Below are 17,665 nucleotides of genomic sequence, written 5' to 3'. Positions count from 1 at the left end.
GTTTCCGGCATCCGGCTCCGGAAACCGGGTCACCACTTCCTCGGCTTGCCGCGGGCGGTGAGCCAGGCGTCGAACAGCGTCCCGAGCCGCTGGCCGGAGACCTCCTCGGCGTGCGCGACGAACTGCGGCGTCGTCGCGGTGCCGCCGCGGCGCTTCTCCGCCCACGTCCGCAGGATCGTGAAGAACGCCTTGTCGCCGACCCGGTCGCGGAGCGCCTGGAGGCACATCGCGCCCCGGACGTAGACAGAGAAGCCGAACATGCCGTCCTGGCCCGGCCTGCCCGGCGGCGGGTTGAAGATGGGGGAGTCGGCGGGCTGCCGGTTGTACCGGTTGAAGATCTTCTTGGCGGAGTCCTTCGAGCCGCGCTCCCGCCACAGCCACTCGGCGTAGGTCGCGAAGCCCTCGTTCAGCCAGATGTCGCGCCAGTCGTGCAGGCTGACGCTGTTGCCGAACCACTGGTGCGCCAGCTCGTGGACGACGAAGTCGTCGTCCGGGGCGAAACCGCCGTAGACCGGGCGCTCCTGCGTCTCCAGCGCGTAGTCGAGCTTCGGGTCGTCCACGATCCCGCCCGCCGTCGCGAACGGGTACGCGCCGAACACGCCCGTCTCCCACTTCAGCGCGTTGACGGTGAGCGTCTCCAGCCGCTTGGCGGACTCCGCGAACGCCGGGTCCACGGCCGTGATGACCGGAATGTCCCCGACCCGCGTCTCGCGCACCTGGAACCGGCCGATCGCCACCATGGCCACATAGCTCGCCATGGGCGACTCCTCCGCCCACTCGTAGGTCGTCGTCGTCTCGTCCTGGACGACGCGTCCCGGACGGCCGTTCGCGAGCGCCCGCAGGTCCTTCGGGACGGTGATGCGGAACGAGTACGTCGCCTTGTCGCGCGGATGGTCGTTCACCGGCAGCCACGTCGGCGCCCCGTCCGGCTCCGCGACCACGACCGCGCCGTCCTTCGAGGGGACCCAGCCGTAGGTGCCGAGCGAGTCGTTCCGGGCGGGCTCGGGGCGGCCCGCGTACCGGACGATCGTCGTGAACGCGTGCCCCGCCGGGATCGGCGCGGCGGGCGAGACGATGAGCTCCTGGTCGTCGCGCCGGTACTCCACCGGACGGCCGTCCACCGCGATGCCGACGATCTTCGGGCCGCGGTAGTCGAGGTCGAACGACGCGAGGTCCTGCGTCGCCTTCGCCGTCACCACCACGGTCGCGTCGACCTCACCGGTCCGCGGGCCCGCGTACGCCAGCCCGACGTCGTAGTGCTCGACGTCGTAGCCGCCGTTGCCCGCGTTCGGGAAGTAGGCGTCGCCCAGCCCCGCGGTCCCCGGCGCCCCCACCGTGGGCGGGGACGCGGTGGCGCCGGTCGCCGTCGCCATCAGCACCAGGGCGGCCGCGGCCGCGGTCATCCGTCCGTAGCACCCGCTCACCCGGCACAGTCTCGCGCCCCGGACCACCGGGCCGCCCGCCGCCGGGCCGCGCTTTCCCGAGCCCTTGCCCGGCCTTCACTCCTAGATCGCCAAGCTTCCCCGCAGGCACGCCCCGGCGGCCTACAGGGCGGGACGTCCCCGCTGGTAGAGCCACGCGTCGAAGAACGCGTCGAGGTCCTTGCCGGAGACGCGCTTCGCCACCGCGATGAACTCGGACGTGACCGCGTTCGAGTCCCGCTTCTCCTTCGTCCACGTCTGGAGGATCTTGAAGAACGCGTCGTCGCCGACCTTCTTGCGCAGCGCGTACAGCGTCATCCCGCCCCGGTCGTACACCGACCGCCCGAACATCTGGCCCCGGCCCGGGTTGCCGGTCGGGACGTCCCACAGCTCGCCGTTCGAGCCGTTGCGGTACAGCTCGTCGAAGTGCTCCTGGAGCGACTGGCCGCCGGTCCGCTCGTCCCACGTCCACTCGGCGTAGGTCGCGAAGCCCTCGTTCAGCCAGATGTCCTGCCAGCGCTTGAGCGACACGCTGTCGCCGAACCACTGGTGCGCCAGCTCGTGCGCGACGATCGTCGGTTCGAGGCCGAACGCCCCGTACACCGGCCGGGTCTGCGCCTCCAGCGCGAACCCGACGCCCGCGTTGTCGATCAGCCCGCCGGTCGAGGAGAACGGGTAGGGGCCGAACAGCTTCGCCCACTCCTCGGTGACCTGGCCGTTCAGCTTGTGGAAGGTGTCCACGTTCACCCCGGCCAGCGTCGGGTCCACCGCGGTGATCACGGGGATGCCGTTCGCCGTGCGGCCCGTCCGGACGTTGAACCGGCCGACGTCCACCGTCGCGAGGTAGGTCGCCATCGGCTCCTTGACGTGCCACTTGGACGTGGTCGCCAGCATCCGGTTCCCCACCGGCACGACCGAGGGGTTCTCCGTCCCGCCCGGCTGGCCCCCGCCGCCGCCCGGGCCCGTGGTCGGCGCCCCGCCGCCCGGCGTCCCGGACGGGGCCGTGTCCGGCTCGCCGTTCGCGATCGCCGTCAGCCCCGCCGGCACCGTGATCTCGAAGTCGAACGTCGCCTTGTCGCTCGGATGGTCGTTGCTCGGGAACCACGTGTGCGCCCCGCTCGGCTGGCACGCCACGAACACCCCGTCGCTCGTCCGGACCCAGCCGTACTTGCCGAGGATCGGGTCCGCCACCGGACGCGGCGTCCCCGAGTACCGGATCACCGTCGTGAACTTCGCGCCCTTCTCCAGCGCCTTCGCCGGAGTGATCTCCAGCTCGCTCCCGCCGCGCTGCTGCCGCGCCGGCGCGCCGTCCACCGCGACGGACGCGACCTCCAGGCCCGTCAGGTCGAGGTTGAAGCGGGCGAGCCGCTCGGTCGCCGTCGCCGTGATCGTGGCGGTGCCGTCCAGCTCCTTCGCGCCGCCCGGCGTGATCGTCAGCTTCAGCGCGTAGTTCTGGACGTCGTAGCCGCCGTTGCCGTCGCCCGGCACGTACTGGTCGCCCGCCGAGGTCGGCCCCGCCGGACCCGTGGCCGCGGGCCCCTCGGGCGACGCCGACGGCCCCTTGGCGGAGCCGTCGTCGAACGGGGACTGGCAGGCGGTCAGCGACCCCGCGAGGGCGACGGCGGCCAGGCCGGCCGCGCCGCGGATCGCGGCCCGCGGGCCGTGCTGTCGGGGGCTGGGCGTTCCTGCGGCCGTGTGCACGCCGTCCAGCCTGCCCGGGACAGGGCACGCTGGGCAACTCGGAACTAACCCACCACAAGCCTCAACGCCGGGCGTAGGGGTCAGGTGCGTGCGGATCCGCCTTCACGACGACGGTGCGCGCCACCTTGCAGTGCAGCGCCTGCCTGCGCTGGTCCCACAGGATCCACAGCACGTCGATCAGCCCGATGCAGCCGCAGATCCCGCCCAGCACGCTGTAGAACGCGGCGCGCCCCGCCGCCTGCCCGCCGCCGATCGGCCCCCGGTCCTGCTCGCGGACGACACGGATCCGCAGCAGCTTCTTGCCGAGCGTCTGCCCCCACCTCGCGTGCAGCAGCCAGAAGTACAGGAATCCGATCACGACGCCCAGCAGGTTGCCCGTCACCTGCCCGCCGTCGTACACCGGCTCGCCCCTGTTCGGGTGGAGCACGGTGTCCCAGTCGACGAAGGGCAGCGACAGCAGGCCGGTCACGACGCCGAGGATGATGCCGTCCACGATGGCGGCCCCGAGCCGAGCCCACCGGCTCGCCAGGCCCGCGGACGGATCGGCGTAACCGCTCTCACCGCCCGTATAGCCGGGCAGGCCGCCATAAGGGGTCTGCTCGCCGTAAGCGGGACCGCCATAGGGCGGCGGCTGCTGCTGTCCGTACGGCTGCTGCTCCCCGTAACCGGGCTGGCCTCCATATCCCGGCTGCTGCTGCCCGTATCCGGGCTGGCCCGACTGTGCGCCATATCCGGGCTGCCCGAATTGCTCGCCGTACTGGGACTGCTGGCCGTACCCCGGTTGCTGTCCATAGCCAGGCTGTTGCCCGTAGCCGGGCGACTGGCCGTATTCGGGCTGCTGGCCGTAGCCGGGCTGGTTCTCGTACTGGTGGGGCTGCTGGCCGTAGCCGGGGTGCTGCTCCTGCCCGGGTTGGTAGTCGTGCCCTGGCTGCTGCCCGTAGTCGGATTGCTGGCCGTATGCGGGTTGCTGCCCGTAGCCGCCCGCCTGCCCGCCCCAACTCGGCTGGTCGCCGTAGCCGGGCTGTCCGCCCTGGCCCGGCTGGTCGCCTTGGCCGGGCTGCCGCCCGTGTTCGGGGGGTTCGGCCTGCTCGGGGTGGCGGGGCGGCTGCTGCCCGTACGGCCGGTCGTCCGGCTCGTCCCCGGACGCGGGGTCGTTCGGCGGTTGCGTCATGCCGTCAAAGTCGGCCGTGCCGCCCTCGCGCAAACGTCGCCGCGCCCGGGGCGCCGCAGAGTTTTACCCGTGGATGATCAAAGGTTGCCGGGCCGGTCCGGCTCAGCGTCCGGCGTACGGGTTGGGGATCCACGGGGCGGCCTTCACCACCACCGTCCCGGCCACCTTGTCGTGGACGGCCTGCCGCCGCTGGTCCCACAGGATCCACGCGTTGTCGAGCAGGGCGACGAGGCCCAGCACGCCGCCGAAGGGGCCGAGCAGGTTGAGGACGGCGGTGCCGATGCTGAACAGGTAGACGAAGCCCTGCCGCGCGCACACCTGCCCCCAGCCGACCGCTCCGAGGTCGGACGCGCGGACCAGCCGGATGCCCACCGCCCGCTTGCCGACCGTCTGGCCCCACCGGGCGTGCGCGACGACGTAGTACGCGAAGCCGAGCACGAACGTGATCGCGTAGCCGATCATGAGCCGGGGGATGTCGTAGATGTCGTCCGGGGCGATGGTCGTGCCGGAGTCGGCGGCGTCCTGGAGCTTGTCCCAGCGGATCGCCTGGATGATGAAGGGCACCGACACCAGGCCGACGATCAGCCCGTCCAGGATCCCGGCGCCGAGCCTGGCGCCGCGGCCCGCCAGCGGGTCGCCTTGGCCGCCGTGGCCGGGCGGTCCGTAGCCCGGCTGCCCGTAGCCGGGTTGTCCGTAGCCGGGCGGTGCGTGTCCCGGGAACGGCTGCCCGGGCGCGGGTTGGCCGTATCCGGACGCGCCCTGGCCGGGGTCGGACGCGCCCGGCACCGGCTGGCCGTAGGCGGGCAGGCCGCCGTACGCGCCCTGGTACGGCGGCGGACGGTCGTCGGGCGCCTCCGCCGGGGCGTCCTGCGCGCTCTCGGTGGCGGAAGTGTCGCCGGAGGACGCGCCTCCGGACGCGGGGGAGTCCGGAGGCCGCCAGTCGTCACCGGAGGGCTGCGGCTTCTGGGGTGGTTCGCTCATGTCGAGACAGTCTGCCCGTCCCGGACAGCGCGCGCTGACCCCGGGAGCGGGGCGTCACAGGTTGCCGCGGCGCTCCTGCTCCCGCTCGATCGCCTCGAACAGCGCCTTGAAGTTGCCCTTGCCGAAGCCGAGGGAGCCGTGCCGCTCGATCAGCTCGAAGAACACCGTCGGCCGGTCCTGGACGGGCTTGGTGAAGATCTGGAGCAGGTAGCCGTCCTCGTCGCGGTCGACGAGGATGCGGCGCGCGCGCAGCTCCTCGATCGGAACGCGGACCTCGCCGATGCGGGCGCGCAGCTCCGGGTCGTCGTAGTAGGAGTCGGGGCTGTCGAGGAACTCGACGCCGGCGGCGCGCATCCGGTCGACCGAGGCGAGGATGTCGTTGGTGGCGAGCGCGATGTGCTGGACGCCGGGGCCGCCGTAGAACTCCAGGTACTCGTCGATCTGCGACTTGCGCTTGCTCTCCGCCGGCTCGTTGAGCGGGAACTTCACCTTGCGGGTCCCGTCGGCGACCACCTTGGACATCAGCGCGGAGTACTCGGTGGCGATGTCGTCGCCGATGAACTCCGCCATGTCGGTGAAGCCCATGACCCGGTGGTAGAAGCCGGCCCACTCGTCCATGCGCTCGACGTTGCCGACGCAGTGGTCGATCGCCTGGAAGAAGCGCTTCTCCGGCGGCTCGACGATGGGGTCGGCGGCGGCGAAGCCCGGCAGGTAGGGGCCGCTGTAGTTGGAGCGGTCGACCAGCGAGTGCCGCGTCTCGCCGTAGGTGGCGATGGCCGCGATCGTCACCTTGCCGTACTCGTCCTCCATGACGTGGGGCTCCTCAAGGCCCGTGGCGCCCTTGGCCACGGCGTGCCGGTAGGCGGCCTCCACGTCGGGGACCTCGATGGCGAGGTCGACGATGCCGTCGCCGTGCTCGGCGACGTGCCTGCCGATGCCGGTGCCCGCCCGCACCGGGCCGCGGAAGACGAACCGCGCGCCGCCCGACTCCAGGACGTGCACGGCCTCGTCGGGACTGCCGTTCTCGGGGCCGCGGTAGGCGACCCGCCGCATGCCGAACGCGGTCGAGTAGTAGTGCGCCGCCTGCTTGGCGTTGCCGACGGCGAAGACGACGGCGTCCATGCCCTTGACCGGAAACTCATCCATGCCACCTAATCTCGACAAGCGGCTACAAGGTGCGCAAGAGTGGCTTGAATCACTGGGCACTCTGTACAGTGGCAGCCGGGTCCGACCGGACGTCCTGTACAGGATGACCATGAAACGTGCGGGTTCCCGGGAGGCGCGGTGCCGATCGACGAGCTGGACGGCCGGCTGATCGAGCTGTTCGCGGCCGAGCCGCGCATCGGGGTGCTGGAGGCGTCCCGGCGGCTCGGGGTCGCGCGCGGCACCGTCCAGGCGCGGCTCGACCGGCTGGCGCGGGACGGCGTGATCGGCGGGTACGGCCCGGAGATCGACCCGGCGGCGCTCGGCTACGGGGTGACCGCGTTCGTGACGCTTCAGCTTCAGCAGGCGGGCGGGCACGACCCGGTGGGTGCGCGGCTCGCGCAGGTCCCCGAGGTCATCGAGGCGCACACGATCACCGGGCCCGGGGACATGCTCTGCCGGGTCGTGGCGCGCAGCAACACCGACCTCCAGCGCGTCATCGACGTGCTCGTGGACGTGGCGGGCGTGGAGCGCGCGTCCTCGGTGATCTCGCTGGCCACGCAGGTGCCGTACCGGACGCTGCCGCTGGTGCGCGCCGCCGCGCGGGCGTCCGGACGCGGGAAAGCGAGCGGCCCGCCGCCCCGATGAGGGACGGCGGACCGCTCGCTTCCCGGCCGGTGGGCGGCCGTCCCGGGGGACGGCCGCCGGAACGGCTGCGGCTCAGGCCGCTCCCACGTAGGGGGTCGCGTCGATGATCTCGACGGTCATGCTCCGCCCGTTCGGCAGCGAGTAGGAGGCCTTCTCGCCGACCTTCTTGCCGTTGATCGCGGCGCCGAGCGGCGACTTCGGCGAGTAGACGTCTATGGGGGCTCCGCTCTCCTCGCGGGAGGCGAGCAGGAACGTGACCTCCTCGTCGTCGCCCTCGAAGGCGACCGTGACGGTCATGCCCGGGCCGACGACGCCCTCGGTGCGGGGCGCCTCGCCGACGCGCGCGTTCTCCAGGATGCCCTGGAGCTGGAGGATCCGGCCCTCGATCTTGCCCTGCTCCTCCTTGGCCGCGTGGTAGCCGCCGTTCTCGCGCAGGTCGCCCTCCTCCCGCGCCGCCTCGATCTTCTGAGCGATCTCGATGCGGCCCGGGCCCGACAGGTGGTCCAGCTCAGCCTTGAGCCGGTCGTACGCCTCCTGGGTGAGCCAGGTGACGTTGTCAGCGCGGGTCTCGGTCACGGGTACTCCTCATTTACATGTTGCGATCCTCGCCCGCCCCCGCCGGGGGGCGAGCGCCACATCGACATGAAGTGCGGCCGGGTGAAACCTCTAGCCTATCCGGTGTGTGCGGGTAAAGGTTCCCTGAACTCGGCGCCCGCAACCGGCTAAACGCGTTTCACCGGGCGCCGGGAAAGAACGACGTCCGGGCGGCTCCGGACGGCGATCGATCACGCCTTGCGGCAGTCCCGCACGCGGGCCCCGGTGGCCCGCCGCGGCGTCTGCAGCGTCTCGTTGCGGGTCACGCTCGACTCGCCCGCCGGCACGGTGATCTCCTTCTGGACGAGCACCGCGAAATCGGTGTCGTAGGCGTCCACCGTGCAGCGCACCGCGTCGCCCGACGGCTTGGCCACCGAGTAGTTGATCTCGACCGAGGTGTCGCTCCGCACGTCATAGGTGATCGTCTGCGCGGCGATGCCGGGGGTCTGCCCGACATGGGACGCGAGGATGCCGAAACCGCACGCCGTCACCGCCGTCACCACGCCGATGATCACAAGGCCCAGCCGGCCCCGCCGGGGCTCGGCGGGCGCCGCCGCTTCGGACACGCTCGTGGTCATGGCAGGGAATCTCCGTGCGGGGTGCGGACGTTGTCAGGGACAATTCTCGTCTGTCCGTGCGCGTGCTCCGCACCGGGGCCCGTCCCGCACGTCCGCTTTGCTCGCTGAGAGGGAGATCCCCAGGTGTCCGAGGTCATCGACGGTACGACGGTGGAACGGCCGGCCGGGGGCGCGGAGCCGCTGCGCCTGATGGCCGTGCACGCCCATCCGGACGACGAGTCCAGCAAGGGCGCGGCCACCATGGCGCGGTACGTCGCCGACGGCGTCGAGGTGCTGGTCGTCACCTGCACGGGCGGCGAGCGCGGCGACATCCTGAACCCCGCGATGGACCGTCCGGAGATCAAGGCCGACATCGGCAAGGTCCGCGAGGAGGAGATGGCGCGGGCCCGGGAGATCCTCGGGGTGGACCAGCGCTGGCTGGGCTTCGTCGACTCCGGGTTCCCGGAGGGCGACCCGCCGCCGCCCCTGCCCGAGGGCTGCTTCGCGTTGCAGCCGCTGGAGGTCGCGTCCGAGCCGCTGGTGCGGGCCGTCCGCGAGTTCCGGCCCCACGTGATGCTCACCTATGACGAGAACGGCGGCTACCCGCATCCCGACCACGTGATGTGCCACAAGGTGTCGGTGGAGGCGTTCGAGGCCGCGGGCGACCCGGAGCGCTACCCGGGCGCGGGCGAGCCCTGGCAGCCGCTGAAGCTCTACTACCACATGACCTTCAGCAAGGAGCGGATCGTGGCGCTGCACGCCGCGATGGAGAAGGCCGGGCTGGAGTCGCCCTACGAGGACTGGCTGAAGCGGTTCGAGGACGAGACGCGCCCCACCTGGGCCGTGACGACCCGCGTCCCGTGCGCCGACCACTTCGAGACCCGGGACCGCGCGCTGCTCGCCCACGCCACCCAGATCGACCCCGACGGCTTCTGGTTCGTCGTCCCGCTGGAGGTCCAGCGAGAGGCATGGCCGACGGAGGACTACCATTTGGCCAGGTCCCTGGTCGACACCGAGCTGCCGGAGGACGATCTGTTCGCCGGCATCCGGGAGAAGGTGTCTCTGTAGTGCTTCCGCTCGCTCTTCCGCTCAACGACGACACGGTCACTCCGGGCTTCCTCGGCTTCGGGGTGTTCCTGGCGCTGCTGGTGGCCCTGGTGTTCCTCGTCCGCTCGATGAACAAGCAGATGAAGAAGATCCAGGCGCCGAAGGAGGCCGACCTCAGGCAGCAGGAGTGGGAGCGGGCCCAGGCCGCGAAGGCCGGCCGGGACGGGACGGCCCCGGGCACCGGCCCGGCGGCCGCCGCGAAGACGACCGGCGCGAAGACGGAGACGGCGGCGGGCTCGGAGAAGCCCGCCGGTGACGGCTGACCCCCCGCCCTTGGGGCCGGGGGGTGACCCGGCCATCGGACGACCTGACGGACGGGACGCCCATGACCGAGTCTGCTCCGCCCGAGTCCGCTCCGCCCGGCCCGGCGGCCCGCCCGGCCGGCCCGGCCGGGCTCGGGAACCTGCTGCGCGCCCGCGGCGAGGGCGGCGCCCGGGTCACCTTCTTCGAGCTGTTCTTCGACCTGGTCTTCGTCTTCGCGGTCACGCAGCTGTCGCACCGGCTGCTGGAGCACCTGACGATCCGCGGCGCCGCCGAGACCCTGCTGCTCCTGCTGGCGGTGTGGTGGGCGTGGATGTACACCTGCTGGACCACCAACTGGTTCGACCCCGACCATCCCGCCGTCCGGCTGATGCTGACCGGGGTGATGGTCGCCGGGCTGTTCATGTCGGCGATGCTGCCGGAGGCGTTCGGCGACCGGGGCCTCTGGTTCGCGGCCGGCTACACGGCGATCCAGGTCGGGCGGACGGCCTTCGTCGTGTACTCCACACGGCGGCACCCGCTCGGCCGCAACTTCCAGCGCATCCTGTTCTGGCTGGTGGTCGCGGGCGCGCTGTGGATCGCCGGAGCCCTCGTCGACGACGCCGACGTCCGCGCGGGCCTGTGGCTGCTGGCCGTCGCGCTGGACTACCTGGCGCCGTGGCACGGGTACGCGACGCCGCTGCTCGGCCGGTCCAGCACCGCCGACTGGACGATCGACGGCGCGCACATGGCCGAGCGCTGCCAGCTCTTCCTGATCATCGCGCTGGGCGAGTCGGTCCTGGTCACCGGCGCGACGCTCGCGCAGAGCACGCCGACGGCGGCCGTCGCGGCGGCGTTCGTCTCGGCGTTCGCGGGCACGGTCGCGCTCTGGTGGATCTACTTCGACCACACGGCGGAGGCGGCGGCGGACCGGATCGCCTCGTCCGCCGACCCCGGGCGGCTCGGGCGGTCGGCCTACACCTTCATCCACATCGTCATGGTCGCGGGCATCATCGTCGGCGCGGTCGCCGACGAGCTGGTGCTGGCCCATCCCGGCGGGCACGTGACGCACGGGTTCGCGGCGGTCGCGACCGGCGGCCCGGCCCTGTTCATCGCGGGCCACGCCCTGTTCAAGCGGGTGGTGTTCGGGACGTTCACCGGGGCGCGGCTCGCCGCGCTGCTGGCCCTGGCGGTCCTGGCGGCGGTGTCCTCCGCGCTCACCCCGCTGGCCCTGCACCTCTGCGCCACCGCCGTCGTGGTGGTGCTCGCGCTCTGGGACGTCCGCGCCCACCGGCTGGTCCAGGCGCGCCCCCGCGTGACCTGATCGGGCCGGTTGGACTCCGCCGCCGCCGGGGAGGACCCTCGACGTGCGCGCGAACTTCGAGGACGCCTACCGCCGGCTCCCGCCGGCGGCCGCCCGGCTGCTGCGGCTGCTGGGGCTGCACCCCGGCGAGGACGTCGGCGCCGCCGCCGCGGCCGTCCTGGCGGACCTGCCCGAGGACGAGGCGGCGGACCTGCTGCGGACGCTGGTGGAGCACGGGCTCGTGGCCGACGAGGGCGGCGGCCGGTTCCGCCTGCCGGGGCCGCAGCGCGACTACGCCCGCGAGCTCGCCGAGCGGGAGGAGCCCGCCGCGGACCGGGAGGCCGCGTCCCGCCGCGTCCTCGACCACTACGCCGCCGGGGCCGCCGCGGGCGACCCGCGGGTCGAGGCCGAGGGGCTGGCGCTGCTGGAGCGCGAGCGCTGGAAGGAGGCCGTCCAGGCGCTGGAGGAGGGCCTGCGCCGCGCCGAGCGGGACGGCGGCGACCGCGCGGTGCTGCTCGCCCGCCACCACCTCGGGCGGGCGCTCGTCGAGACCGGCGACCTCGACCGCGCGCTCGACCTGCTGCGGCCGCTGCCGGACGCGTTCGCCGCGCTCCCCGAGCCCGACCGCTACTCCCGCGGCCGGGCCCTGACCAGCCTCGGCCAGGCCTACCTGCGCCTGGACCGGCCTGTCACGGCGCTCAACCTCTTCGGGCAGGCCCTGGAGATCATGCGGGCCGAGGAGGCGGTCGAACAGCAGGGCGACATGTTCGTCCACATCGCCGACGCGGCGCGGCTGCGCGGCGATCCCGTGGCCGAGGGCGCGGCGCTGGACCGCGCGGTCGAGCTGTACGCCGCCGTCCCGAGCCCGAAGGCCGGGAGCACCGCCGAGCGCCGCGCCGCGCTCGGCACCTGATCGTCCGGCGCGGCGCGCTCAGGCCTTGGAGTGGTCCCAGCTCACGACGCGGTCGGGCTCCATGACGATGAGGACGCGCTTCGCCAGCGCCTGCTCGATCCCCGCGGCGACGGCCGGGTCGATCGGCTCGCCGATCTCCGGGACGGGCAGCCCGGCCATCCGCGACCCGACGACCATGCCGACCTTGCTGCGCGGCTCCGGGTCCTCGATGACGAGGCCGCGCCCGTAGAGCGCCACGCCGCGCAGCTCGGCGTACTCCACGCCGTCCTCGACCAGGCAGGTCATCGTCGGGTTCCGGCGCAGGTTCAGCACCTTCTGCGACGCCTTGTACGTGGTGAAGGCGATCTTGCCGTCGAGCAGCGCGTAGAACATCGTGACGAGGTGCGGCTCGCCGTCCTTGCCGACCGTCGCGACCTGGACCTTGAAGTTGGCGGCGAGGTACGCCCCGACCTCGTCCGGCGTCATCTTGATCTTCTCGCGCTTGCTTCCGGCCACGGGGGCTCCTCACTGCACCGGTCGACTCAGTGCACCGGTCGACGACGCGGACAGGATAACCATTCGCTTACCGGCGGCCCGTACCCGGCACCATGGTGGGATGTCGGTCCGCGATCTCGTCGTGCTCGGCTCGGCCAGCGCCGTGCCCACCAAGTCCCGCAACCACAACGGCTACCTGCTGCACTGGGACGGCGAGGGCCTGCTGTTCGACCCGGGGGAGGGCACCCAGCGGCAGATGACGCACGCCGGGCTGTCCGCGCACGACGTGACGTGGATCTACGTGACGCACTTCCACGGCGACCACTGCCTCGGCGTGCCCGGCATCGTCCAGCGGATCGCCCGGGACGGCGTCGAGCATCCCGTGCGGGCGGTGTTCCCGGCGAGCGGCGCCGAGTACTGGGAGCGGCTGCGGCACGCGTCCGCCTTCCGCGACACCGAGGTGATCCGGGAGCGGCCGGTCGCGGGCGAGCGGGCCACGCTGGCGGAGTCCCCGTTCACGCTGGTCGCGCGGCGCCTGTCCCACCCGGTGGAGGCCTACGGCTACCGCCTGGAGGAGCCGGACGGGGTGACGATGCTGCCCGCCGAGCTCGCCGCGCGCGGCGTCCAAGGCCCGCTGGTGAGGGAACTCCAGCGGGAGGGGCGGGTGACCACTCCGGACGGGCGCATGGTCCTGCTGGAGGAGTGCGGCGTCCGGCGGCCGGGGCAGAAGGTCGCGTTCGTCATGGACACCCGCCTCTGCGACGGCGTCGGCGAGCTCGCCGACGGCGTGGACATGCTGGTCATCGAGTCGACGTTCCTCGGCGAAGACACGGCGCTCGCCACCGAGTACGGCCATCTCACCGCGGGCCAGGCGGGCGGGGTCGCCGCGGAGGCGGGCGTGCGGCACCTCGTCCTGACGCACTTCTCCGAGCGGTACCGGGTCGAGGACGAGCACCGCTTCCTGGACGAGGCCGCCGCGCGGTTCGGCGGCGAGATCACCCTCGCGCACGACCTGGACCGGATCCCGCTGCCGCGGCGCCGCGACGCGGCGGTCACCGGGCCCGCGGCCCCGAGCCCGGCTCCGGGCCCCTGACGGGCGGGCCCGCGGGGGTGATGCGGCGGCCGGATCGGGCAGGATCGGGGGCATGAACCGGCTCAAGGACGCGACCAGCCCGTACCTGCTCCAGCACGCCGACAACCCGGTGGACTGGTGGGAGTGGAGCGACGAGGCGTTCGCCGAGGCGCGCCGCCGGGACGTCCCCGTCCTGCTGTCCGTGGGGTACGCCGCCTGCCACTGGTGCCACGTCATGGCGCACCAGTCCTTCGAGGACGGCGAGACCGCGCGGCTCATGAACGAGCTGTTCGTCAACATCAAGGTCGACCGCGAGGAGCGGCCCGACATCGACGCCGTCTACATGGAGGCCACGCAGGCCATGACCGGCCAGGGCGGCTGGCCGATGACGGTGTTCGCGACCCCGGACGGCGAGCCGTTCTACTGCGGGACGTACTTCCCCCGGCCGCAGTTCCGGGCGCTGCTCCAGGCGGTGGACAAGGCGTGGCGCGAGCAGCGGGACGACGTGGTCGGCCAGGGGCGGCAGGTCGTCGAGGCGCTCACGCAGCGGGGCCCGGAGCCGGCCGGGGCGGAGCCGCCCGGCGCGGAGCGGCTCGCGCACGCGGTCGGGGTCCTCGCGCAGTCGTACGACGGGGCGCGCGGCGGGTTCGGCGGGGCGCCGAAGTTCCCGCCGTCGATGGCCCTGGAGTTCCTGCTGCGCCACCACGCGCGGACCGGCGACGACCGGGCCCTCGCCATGGCCGCGCACACCCTGGAGGCCATGGCCAGGGGCGGGATGTACGACCAGCTCGGCGGCGGGTTCGCGCGGTACTCGGTGGACGCCGAGTGGATCGTCCCCCACTTCGAGAAGATGCTGTACGACAACGCCCTCCTAGCGCGGGTCTACGCCCACTGGTGGCGGCTGACGGGCACGCCGTTCGCGCGGCGCGTGGCGCTGGAGACGTGCGACTGGATGCTGCGCGACCTGCGGACGCCGGAAGGCGGGCTGGCCTCGGCGCTGGACGCCGACAGCGAGGGCGTCGAGGGGAAGTACTACGTCTGGACGCCGACGCAGCTCCGCGAGGTCCTCGGCGCGGACGACGGCGCCTACGCGGAGCGCCTCTTCGAGGTCACGGGGACGTTCGAGCACGGGTCGTCCGTCCTCCAGCTGCTCGCCGACCCGGACGACCCGGAGCGGTACGAGCGCGTCCGCACCGCCCTGCTGGAGGCGCGCTCGCACAGGGTCCCGCCCGCGCGGGACGACAAGGTCGTGGCCGCGTGGAACGGGCTGGCCGTCGCGGCGCTCGCCGAGTGCGGCGCCCTGTTCGACCGCCCGGACCTCGTCACCGCCGCGGAGGAGGTGGCCCGGCTGCTCGTGGACGTGCACGAGCGCGACGGGCGGCTCGTCCGGACGTCGCGCAACGGGGTCGCGGGATCGCACGCCGGGGTCCTGGAGGACTACGCCGACGTCGCGGAGGGGCTGATCGCGCTGCACGCGGTGACGGGCGACCCCAAGCACGTGCGGCTCGCGGGGGAGCTGCTCGCCACCGTCCTGGAGCGCTTCCAGGACGGGCGCGGCGGGTTCTACGACACCGCCGACGACGCCGAGCGGCTGTTCCGGCGGCCGCAGGACCCCACGGACAATGCGACCCCTTCGGGGCAGTTCGCCGCGGCCGGGGCGCTGCTGTCGTACGCCGCGCTCACGGGCGCGGACTGGCACCGCGAGCGCGCCGCCGAGGCGCTGTCCCCGGTGACCCCGCTGGCCGAGAAGCACGCGCGGTTCGCGGGCTGGGGGCTGGCCGTCGCGGAGGCGCACCTCGCCGGTCCGGCGGAGATCGCCGTCATCGGCCCCCGGGACGACGGGCGCACCCGCGCCCTGCACCAGACGGCGCTGATGGCGACGTCCCCGGGAGCCGTGGTCAGCGTGGGCGAACCCGGCGCGACGGGGGTGCCGCTGCTGGAGGACCGCGTGCTCGTGGACGGTGCGCCCGCCGCCTACGTCTGCCAGGGATTCGTGTGCCGGCTCCCCGTGACGACCCCGGGGGACCTCACCCGGGAACTCCGCCGTCAATTGGATAGTTAGTCCATTTTGTGGCAACGTGACCTTGATCTCAGTGCCGCTTGATGTTACTACTGAGTAATAGAGACGCTGCTTACTCAAAGGCGCCAGACGGACGAGGGTGTCCGGTGGGGCGCCGGGTATCTGGACGATGGTCGCCCTTCTGGGTCATAGTCGTGTGGGCCACAGTTCCGTGGGACATCGTGTAGATCAGCGGGCCGAGCTACGAGGGAGTGTCGCAGTGCGCAAGCCGAACCGCCGGGTCCTACCGACGATCATCGGCGTTTCGGTGCTGACGACGCTCGCGGCCAACGTCGCGGTCCTGGTGGCCCACCAGGACGGCGGCGCCAAGCCGTCGCGGGCCGACCGCAGCGCCCGCTTCGTGGCCGCGTCCGGCACGTCCAACCTCTCGCCGAACGCGGTCGCGCCGCTCGGCAGGCGGCTCACCCCGCACGTCCTCGTCGCCGCGCCGTCCACGCTCCCCGCCGACCTCGTGGCGAAGGTCCGCGCCGCCAAGGGCGTCCAGGGCGTCGAGCTCGTCGACGCCGTGCAGGGCATGGTCGGCGGCAAGCGGGTGGGCCTGCTCGGCGTCGACCCGTCCACCTTCCGGAACTACACGCCGAAGCCGACCGCCCAGTCCGACGCGCTCTGGCGCAACGTCGCCGCGGGCGACGTCGCCATCTCGTTCACGATGGGCAGTGACGGCGGCGTCAAGCTCGGCAGCCAGGTCCCCGTCGGCGGCAGGCAGAACCAGTCGCGGCTGCGCGTCGGCGCGTACGCCACGATGGGCATCAGCGACGTCGACGCCGTGATCTCGCACGCCAACGCGCAGGCCCTCGGGATGCCGACCGGCAACGCGATGCTGATCAGCGTCCCGAAGACCAAGCCCGCCGCGTTCGTCAAGAAGCTCCGCAAGGCGCTGCCGAAGGGCACCAAGGCGGTCGAGGTCAACCCGGAGATCGACTTCCCGAAGGCGGGCAGCGGCACCGTTCCCACCTCGCACGGGCAGGTCATGACCGCGAGCCAGGTGCAGACGGTCATCCGCGCCGCCTACACCCGGCTCGGCTGGCCGTACGTGTGGGGCGGCGAGTCCGAGGCCGAGGGCGGCTACGACTGCTCCGGGCTGATGCAGTACGCGTTCGCCCGCGCCGGGATCCGGCTGCCCCGCGTCGCCGCCGACCAGGCGCGCGCCGGCTGGGTGATCCCCTACGCCAAGGCGCAGCCGGGCGACATGCTGATCTGGGCGAACGACCCGACCGCCCCCGGCTACATCTCGCACATCGCGCTCTACCTCGGCAACGGCAAGATGCTGGCCGCGCCGCGGACGGGCACGGTCGTGCAGATCCAGAACGTCTACACCCGCAACATGCGCGGCGCCGTGCGGGTCAGCCCGCAGCAGGCCGCCCGCATCGCCGGCTGACCCGGTCGGCCCGGTCGCCTCGCTTTCCGCGGTCGCGCCGCGTGGCGGTCAGAGCGGGCAGCCGCGTCCGAGGAACTCCAGGTTGTGGTCGACGAGACCCGGCAGGTCCTCCAGCGGCATGCCGTCCAGCCAGCGGTACATCGTCGCCTGCATGACGCCCAGCACCGCCCACGCGAACGCGTCCACCTCCGGGTCGTCGGCCGGACGGCCGACCCGCTCGGCCGTGATCTCCTTCAGGACGGCGTGCGTGCCCTCGCGCATCGACTCCCACGACCGGGCGCGCAGCGCCGGGACCTCCGCGGTGAGCCGCATCCGGGTGGTGGCGGTCTCCCAGTCCTCCCGGAACAGCAGCGGGAGGATCTCGCGGAACACCGCGCGCAGCGCGTCGATCGGGGACAGCTCCGGGGGCTGGTCGCGGAACAGCTCCGCCATCACGGGGTCGTACTCGTCGGTGACGACCACGTCCTCCTTGGTGGGGAAGTAGCGGAAGAACGTACTGGGGGAGATCTCCGCCGCCGCCGCGATCTGCTCCACCGTGGTCTCGTCGTAGCCCTGCTCGGTGAAGAGCCGGAGGGCGTGGTCCTGGATGGCCCTCCGGGTCTTCAGCTTCTTGCGCTCCCTTAGCGGCAGCCGGGCGAGGCGGTCCTCAAGGCGGTCGATGGAGTGCTCAGGAAGCGACGTGCTCATGGTCCGATTCTCGGTCATCCGAGGCGGCCGCCGCATCCTCGCGCGGCCGTCCGGGCTGGAACGCCCACAGCAGGGCGCCCACGGCGAGCGCGCCGACCGCGCACGCGCCGAGCACCGCGTCCATGCCGTCCACGTACGCGGCCCGGGCCGAGGCGAGCAGCCCGCCGTCGTGCAGCCGCGCCGCGACCGCCGCGG

The 17,665-nt window shown here is 72.9% G+C and carries 18 protein-coding genes; 8 read left to right on the top strand and 10 right to left on the bottom strand.

Going from position 1 to position 17,665, the window contains the following annotated elements; all coding sequences use genetic code 11:
* Nucleotides 1-29: 29 nt before the first annotated feature.
* From E1300_RS24705 to hppD, 5 genes are all read right to left on the bottom strand, one after another.
* Nucleotides 30-1,424 carry a M1 family metallopeptidase gene (locus E1300_RS24705; protein ID WP_242619382.1) on the bottom strand — a complete coding sequence of 465 codons (1,395 nt, stop codon included), beginning with the start codon at nt 1,422-1,424 and terminating at the stop codon, nt 30-32.
* 120 nt (nt 1,425-1,544) lie between these two features.
* A complete protein-coding gene (locus tag E1300_RS24700; protein WP_131759446.1) occupies nt 1,545-3,122 on the bottom strand; it encodes a M1 family metallopeptidase in 1,578 nt (525 codons plus the stop codon).
* A 61-nt stretch (nt 3,123-3,183) separates the two neighbouring features.
* Nucleotides 3,184-4,293 (bottom strand): RDD family protein, encoded by a 1,110-nt coding sequence (locus tag E1300_RS53495; protein ID WP_131759445.1) that lies wholly within the window; start codon nt 4,291-4,293, stop codon nt 3,184-3,186.
* A gap of 102 nt (nt 4,294-4,395) precedes the next feature.
* Nucleotides 4,396-5,274: an RDD family protein gene (locus tag E1300_RS24690; RefSeq protein WP_131759444.1), complete on the bottom strand. Its 879-nt coding sequence runs from the start codon at nt 5,272-5,274 to the stop codon at nt 4,396-4,398.
* Nucleotides 5,275-5,328: 54 nt separating this feature from the next.
* Nucleotides 5,329-6,420 carry a 4-hydroxyphenylpyruvate dioxygenase gene (hppD, locus tag E1300_RS24685; RefSeq protein WP_131759443.1) on the bottom strand — a complete coding sequence of 364 codons (1,092 nt, stop codon included), beginning with the start codon at nt 6,418-6,420 and terminating at the stop codon, nt 5,329-5,331.
* Nucleotides 6,421-6,558: 138 nt separating this feature from the next.
* On the opposite strand from hppD, the gene E1300_RS24680 reads away from it, so the two are divergent.
* Complete coding sequence (locus tag E1300_RS24680) at nt 6,559-7,065, top strand: Lrp/AsnC family transcriptional regulator (protein ID WP_131759442.1); 507 nt, start codon at nt 6,559-6,561, stop codon at nt 7,063-7,065.
* 72 nt (nt 7,066-7,137) lie between these two features.
* On the opposite strand, the gene greA is transcribed toward E1300_RS24680, so the two are convergent.
* Nucleotides 7,138-7,641, bottom strand: a complete 504-nt coding sequence (greA, locus tag E1300_RS24675) for a transcription elongation factor GreA (protein WP_131759441.1) — start codon at nt 7,639-7,641, stop codon at nt 7,138-7,140.
* A gap of 209 nt (nt 7,642-7,850) precedes the next feature.
* Nucleotides 7,851-8,237, bottom strand: coding sequence for a DUF4307 domain-containing protein (locus tag E1300_RS24670; protein WP_131759440.1), 387 nt, complete (start codon nt 8,235-8,237; stop codon nt 7,851-7,853).
* A 189-nt stretch (nt 8,238-8,426) separates the two neighbouring features.
* On the opposite strand from E1300_RS24670, the gene mca reads away from it, so the two are divergent.
* From mca to E1300_RS24650, 4 genes are all read left to right on the top strand, one after another.
* Nucleotides 8,427-9,284 carry a mycothiol conjugate amidase Mca gene (gene mca / locus E1300_RS24665; RefSeq protein ID WP_131759458.1) on the top strand — a complete coding sequence of 286 codons (858 nt, stop codon included), beginning with the start codon at nt 8,427-8,429 and terminating at the stop codon, nt 9,282-9,284.
* Nucleotides 9,284-9,586, top strand: coding sequence for a hypothetical protein (locus tag E1300_RS51700; protein WP_207399933.1), 303 nt, complete (start codon nt 9,284-9,286; stop codon nt 9,584-9,586). The genes mca and E1300_RS51700 overlap by 1 nt, the downstream gene beginning before the upstream one ends.
* Nucleotides 9,587-9,648: 62 nt before the next feature.
* Nucleotides 9,649-10,887: a low temperature requirement protein A gene (locus E1300_RS24655; protein ID WP_131759439.1), complete on the top strand. Its 1,239-nt coding sequence runs from the start codon at nt 9,649-9,651 to the stop codon at nt 10,885-10,887.
* A 43-nt stretch (nt 10,888-10,930) separates the two neighbouring features.
* Entirely contained in the window at nt 10,931-11,779 is an 849-nt protein-coding gene (locus E1300_RS24650; protein WP_131759438.1) for a tetratricopeptide repeat protein, read from the top strand.
* Between the two features lie 18 nt (nt 11,780-11,797).
* Here E1300_RS24650 and E1300_RS24645 read toward each other — a convergent pair whose 3' ends face one another.
* Entirely contained in the window at nt 11,798-12,274 is a 477-nt protein-coding gene (locus E1300_RS24645) for a pyridoxamine 5'-phosphate oxidase family protein (protein WP_131759437.1), read from the bottom strand.
* A 100-nt stretch (nt 12,275-12,374) separates the two neighbouring features.
* Between E1300_RS24645 and E1300_RS24640 the strand changes: the two genes are divergently transcribed.
* The 3 genes from E1300_RS24640 (at nt 12,375) to E1300_RS24630 (ending at nt 16,783) form a co-directional block, all read left to right on the top strand.
* On the top strand, nt 12,375-13,346 hold the full coding sequence (locus tag E1300_RS24640) for a ribonuclease Z (protein ID WP_131759436.1): 972 nt from the start codon (nt 12,375-12,377) through the stop codon (nt 13,344-13,346).
* A 52-nt stretch (nt 13,347-13,398) separates the two neighbouring features.
* A complete protein-coding gene (locus E1300_RS24635; protein WP_131759435.1) occupies nt 13,399-15,387 on the top strand; it encodes a thioredoxin domain-containing protein in 1,989 nt (662 codons plus the stop codon).
* A gap of 217 nt (nt 15,388-15,604) precedes the next feature.
* Complete coding sequence (locus E1300_RS24630) at nt 15,605-16,783, top strand: C40 family peptidase (protein ID WP_131759434.1); 1,179 nt, start codon at nt 15,605-15,607, stop codon at nt 16,781-16,783.
* 48 nt (nt 16,784-16,831) lie between these two features.
* On the opposite strand, the gene E1300_RS24625 is transcribed toward E1300_RS24630, so the two are convergent.
* Both E1300_RS24625 and E1300_RS50290 read right to left on the bottom strand, forming a co-directional pair.
* The gene (locus tag E1300_RS24625) at nt 16,832-17,470 is read right to left on the bottom strand and encodes an acyl-CoA-like ligand-binding transcription factor (protein WP_131759433.1); all 639 of its coding nucleotides are present in this window, start codon (nt 17,468-17,470) and stop codon (nt 16,832-16,834) included.
* Nucleotides 17,451-17,665, bottom strand: a 215-nt coding sequence (locus E1300_RS50290) for a hypothetical protein (protein WP_370785174.1), incomplete at its 5' end; no start/stop codon positions are given. The genes E1300_RS50290 and E1300_RS24625, both read right to left, overlap by 20 nt.

The organism is Actinomadura fibrosa (assembly GCF_900659615.1).
In the GTDB taxonomy this organism is placed as follows: Bacteria; Actinomycetota; Actinomycetes; order Streptosporangiales; family Streptosporangiaceae; genus Spirillospora; species Spirillospora fibrosa.
Note: the sequence above shows the minus strand (reverse complement) of the source record. Positions and strands in the feature narration are given on the sequence as shown.

Bases quoted from the DNA above. Each gene is read 5' to 3' on its own strand.
- mca (WP_131759458.1), top strand. From the start codon at position 8,427: ATGGCCGTGCACGCCCATCCGGACGACGAGTCCAGCAAGGGCGCGGCC.
- E1300_RS24635 (WP_131759435.1), top strand. From the start codon at position 13,399: ATGAACCGGCTCAAGGACGCGACCAGCCCGTACCTGCTCCAGCACGCC.
- E1300_RS24670 (WP_131759440.1), bottom strand. From the start codon at position 8,237: ATGACCACGAGCGTGTCCGAAGCGGCGGCGCCCGCCGAGCCCCGGCGG.
- E1300_RS24690 (WP_131759444.1), bottom strand. From the start codon at position 5,274: ATGAGCGAACCACCCCAGAAGCCGCAGCCCTCCGGTGACGACTGGCGG.
- hppD (WP_131759443.1), bottom strand. From the start codon at position 6,420: ATGGATGAGTTTCCGGTCAAGGGCATGGACGCCGTCGTCTTCGCCGTC.
- E1300_RS24625 (WP_131759433.1), bottom strand. From the start codon at position 17,470: ATGAGCACGTCGCTTCCTGAGCACTCCATCGACCGCCTTGAGGACCGC.
- E1300_RS24655 (WP_131759439.1), top strand. From the start codon at position 9,649: ATGACCGAGTCTGCTCCGCCCGAGTCCGCTCCGCCCGGCCCGGCGGCC.
- E1300_RS24640 (WP_131759436.1), top strand. From the start codon at position 12,375: ATGTCGGTCCGCGATCTCGTCGTGCTCGGCTCGGCCAGCGCCGTGCCC.
- E1300_RS53495 (WP_131759445.1), bottom strand. From the start codon at position 4,293: ATGACGCAACCGCCGAACGACCCCGCGTCCGGGGACGAGCCGGACGAC.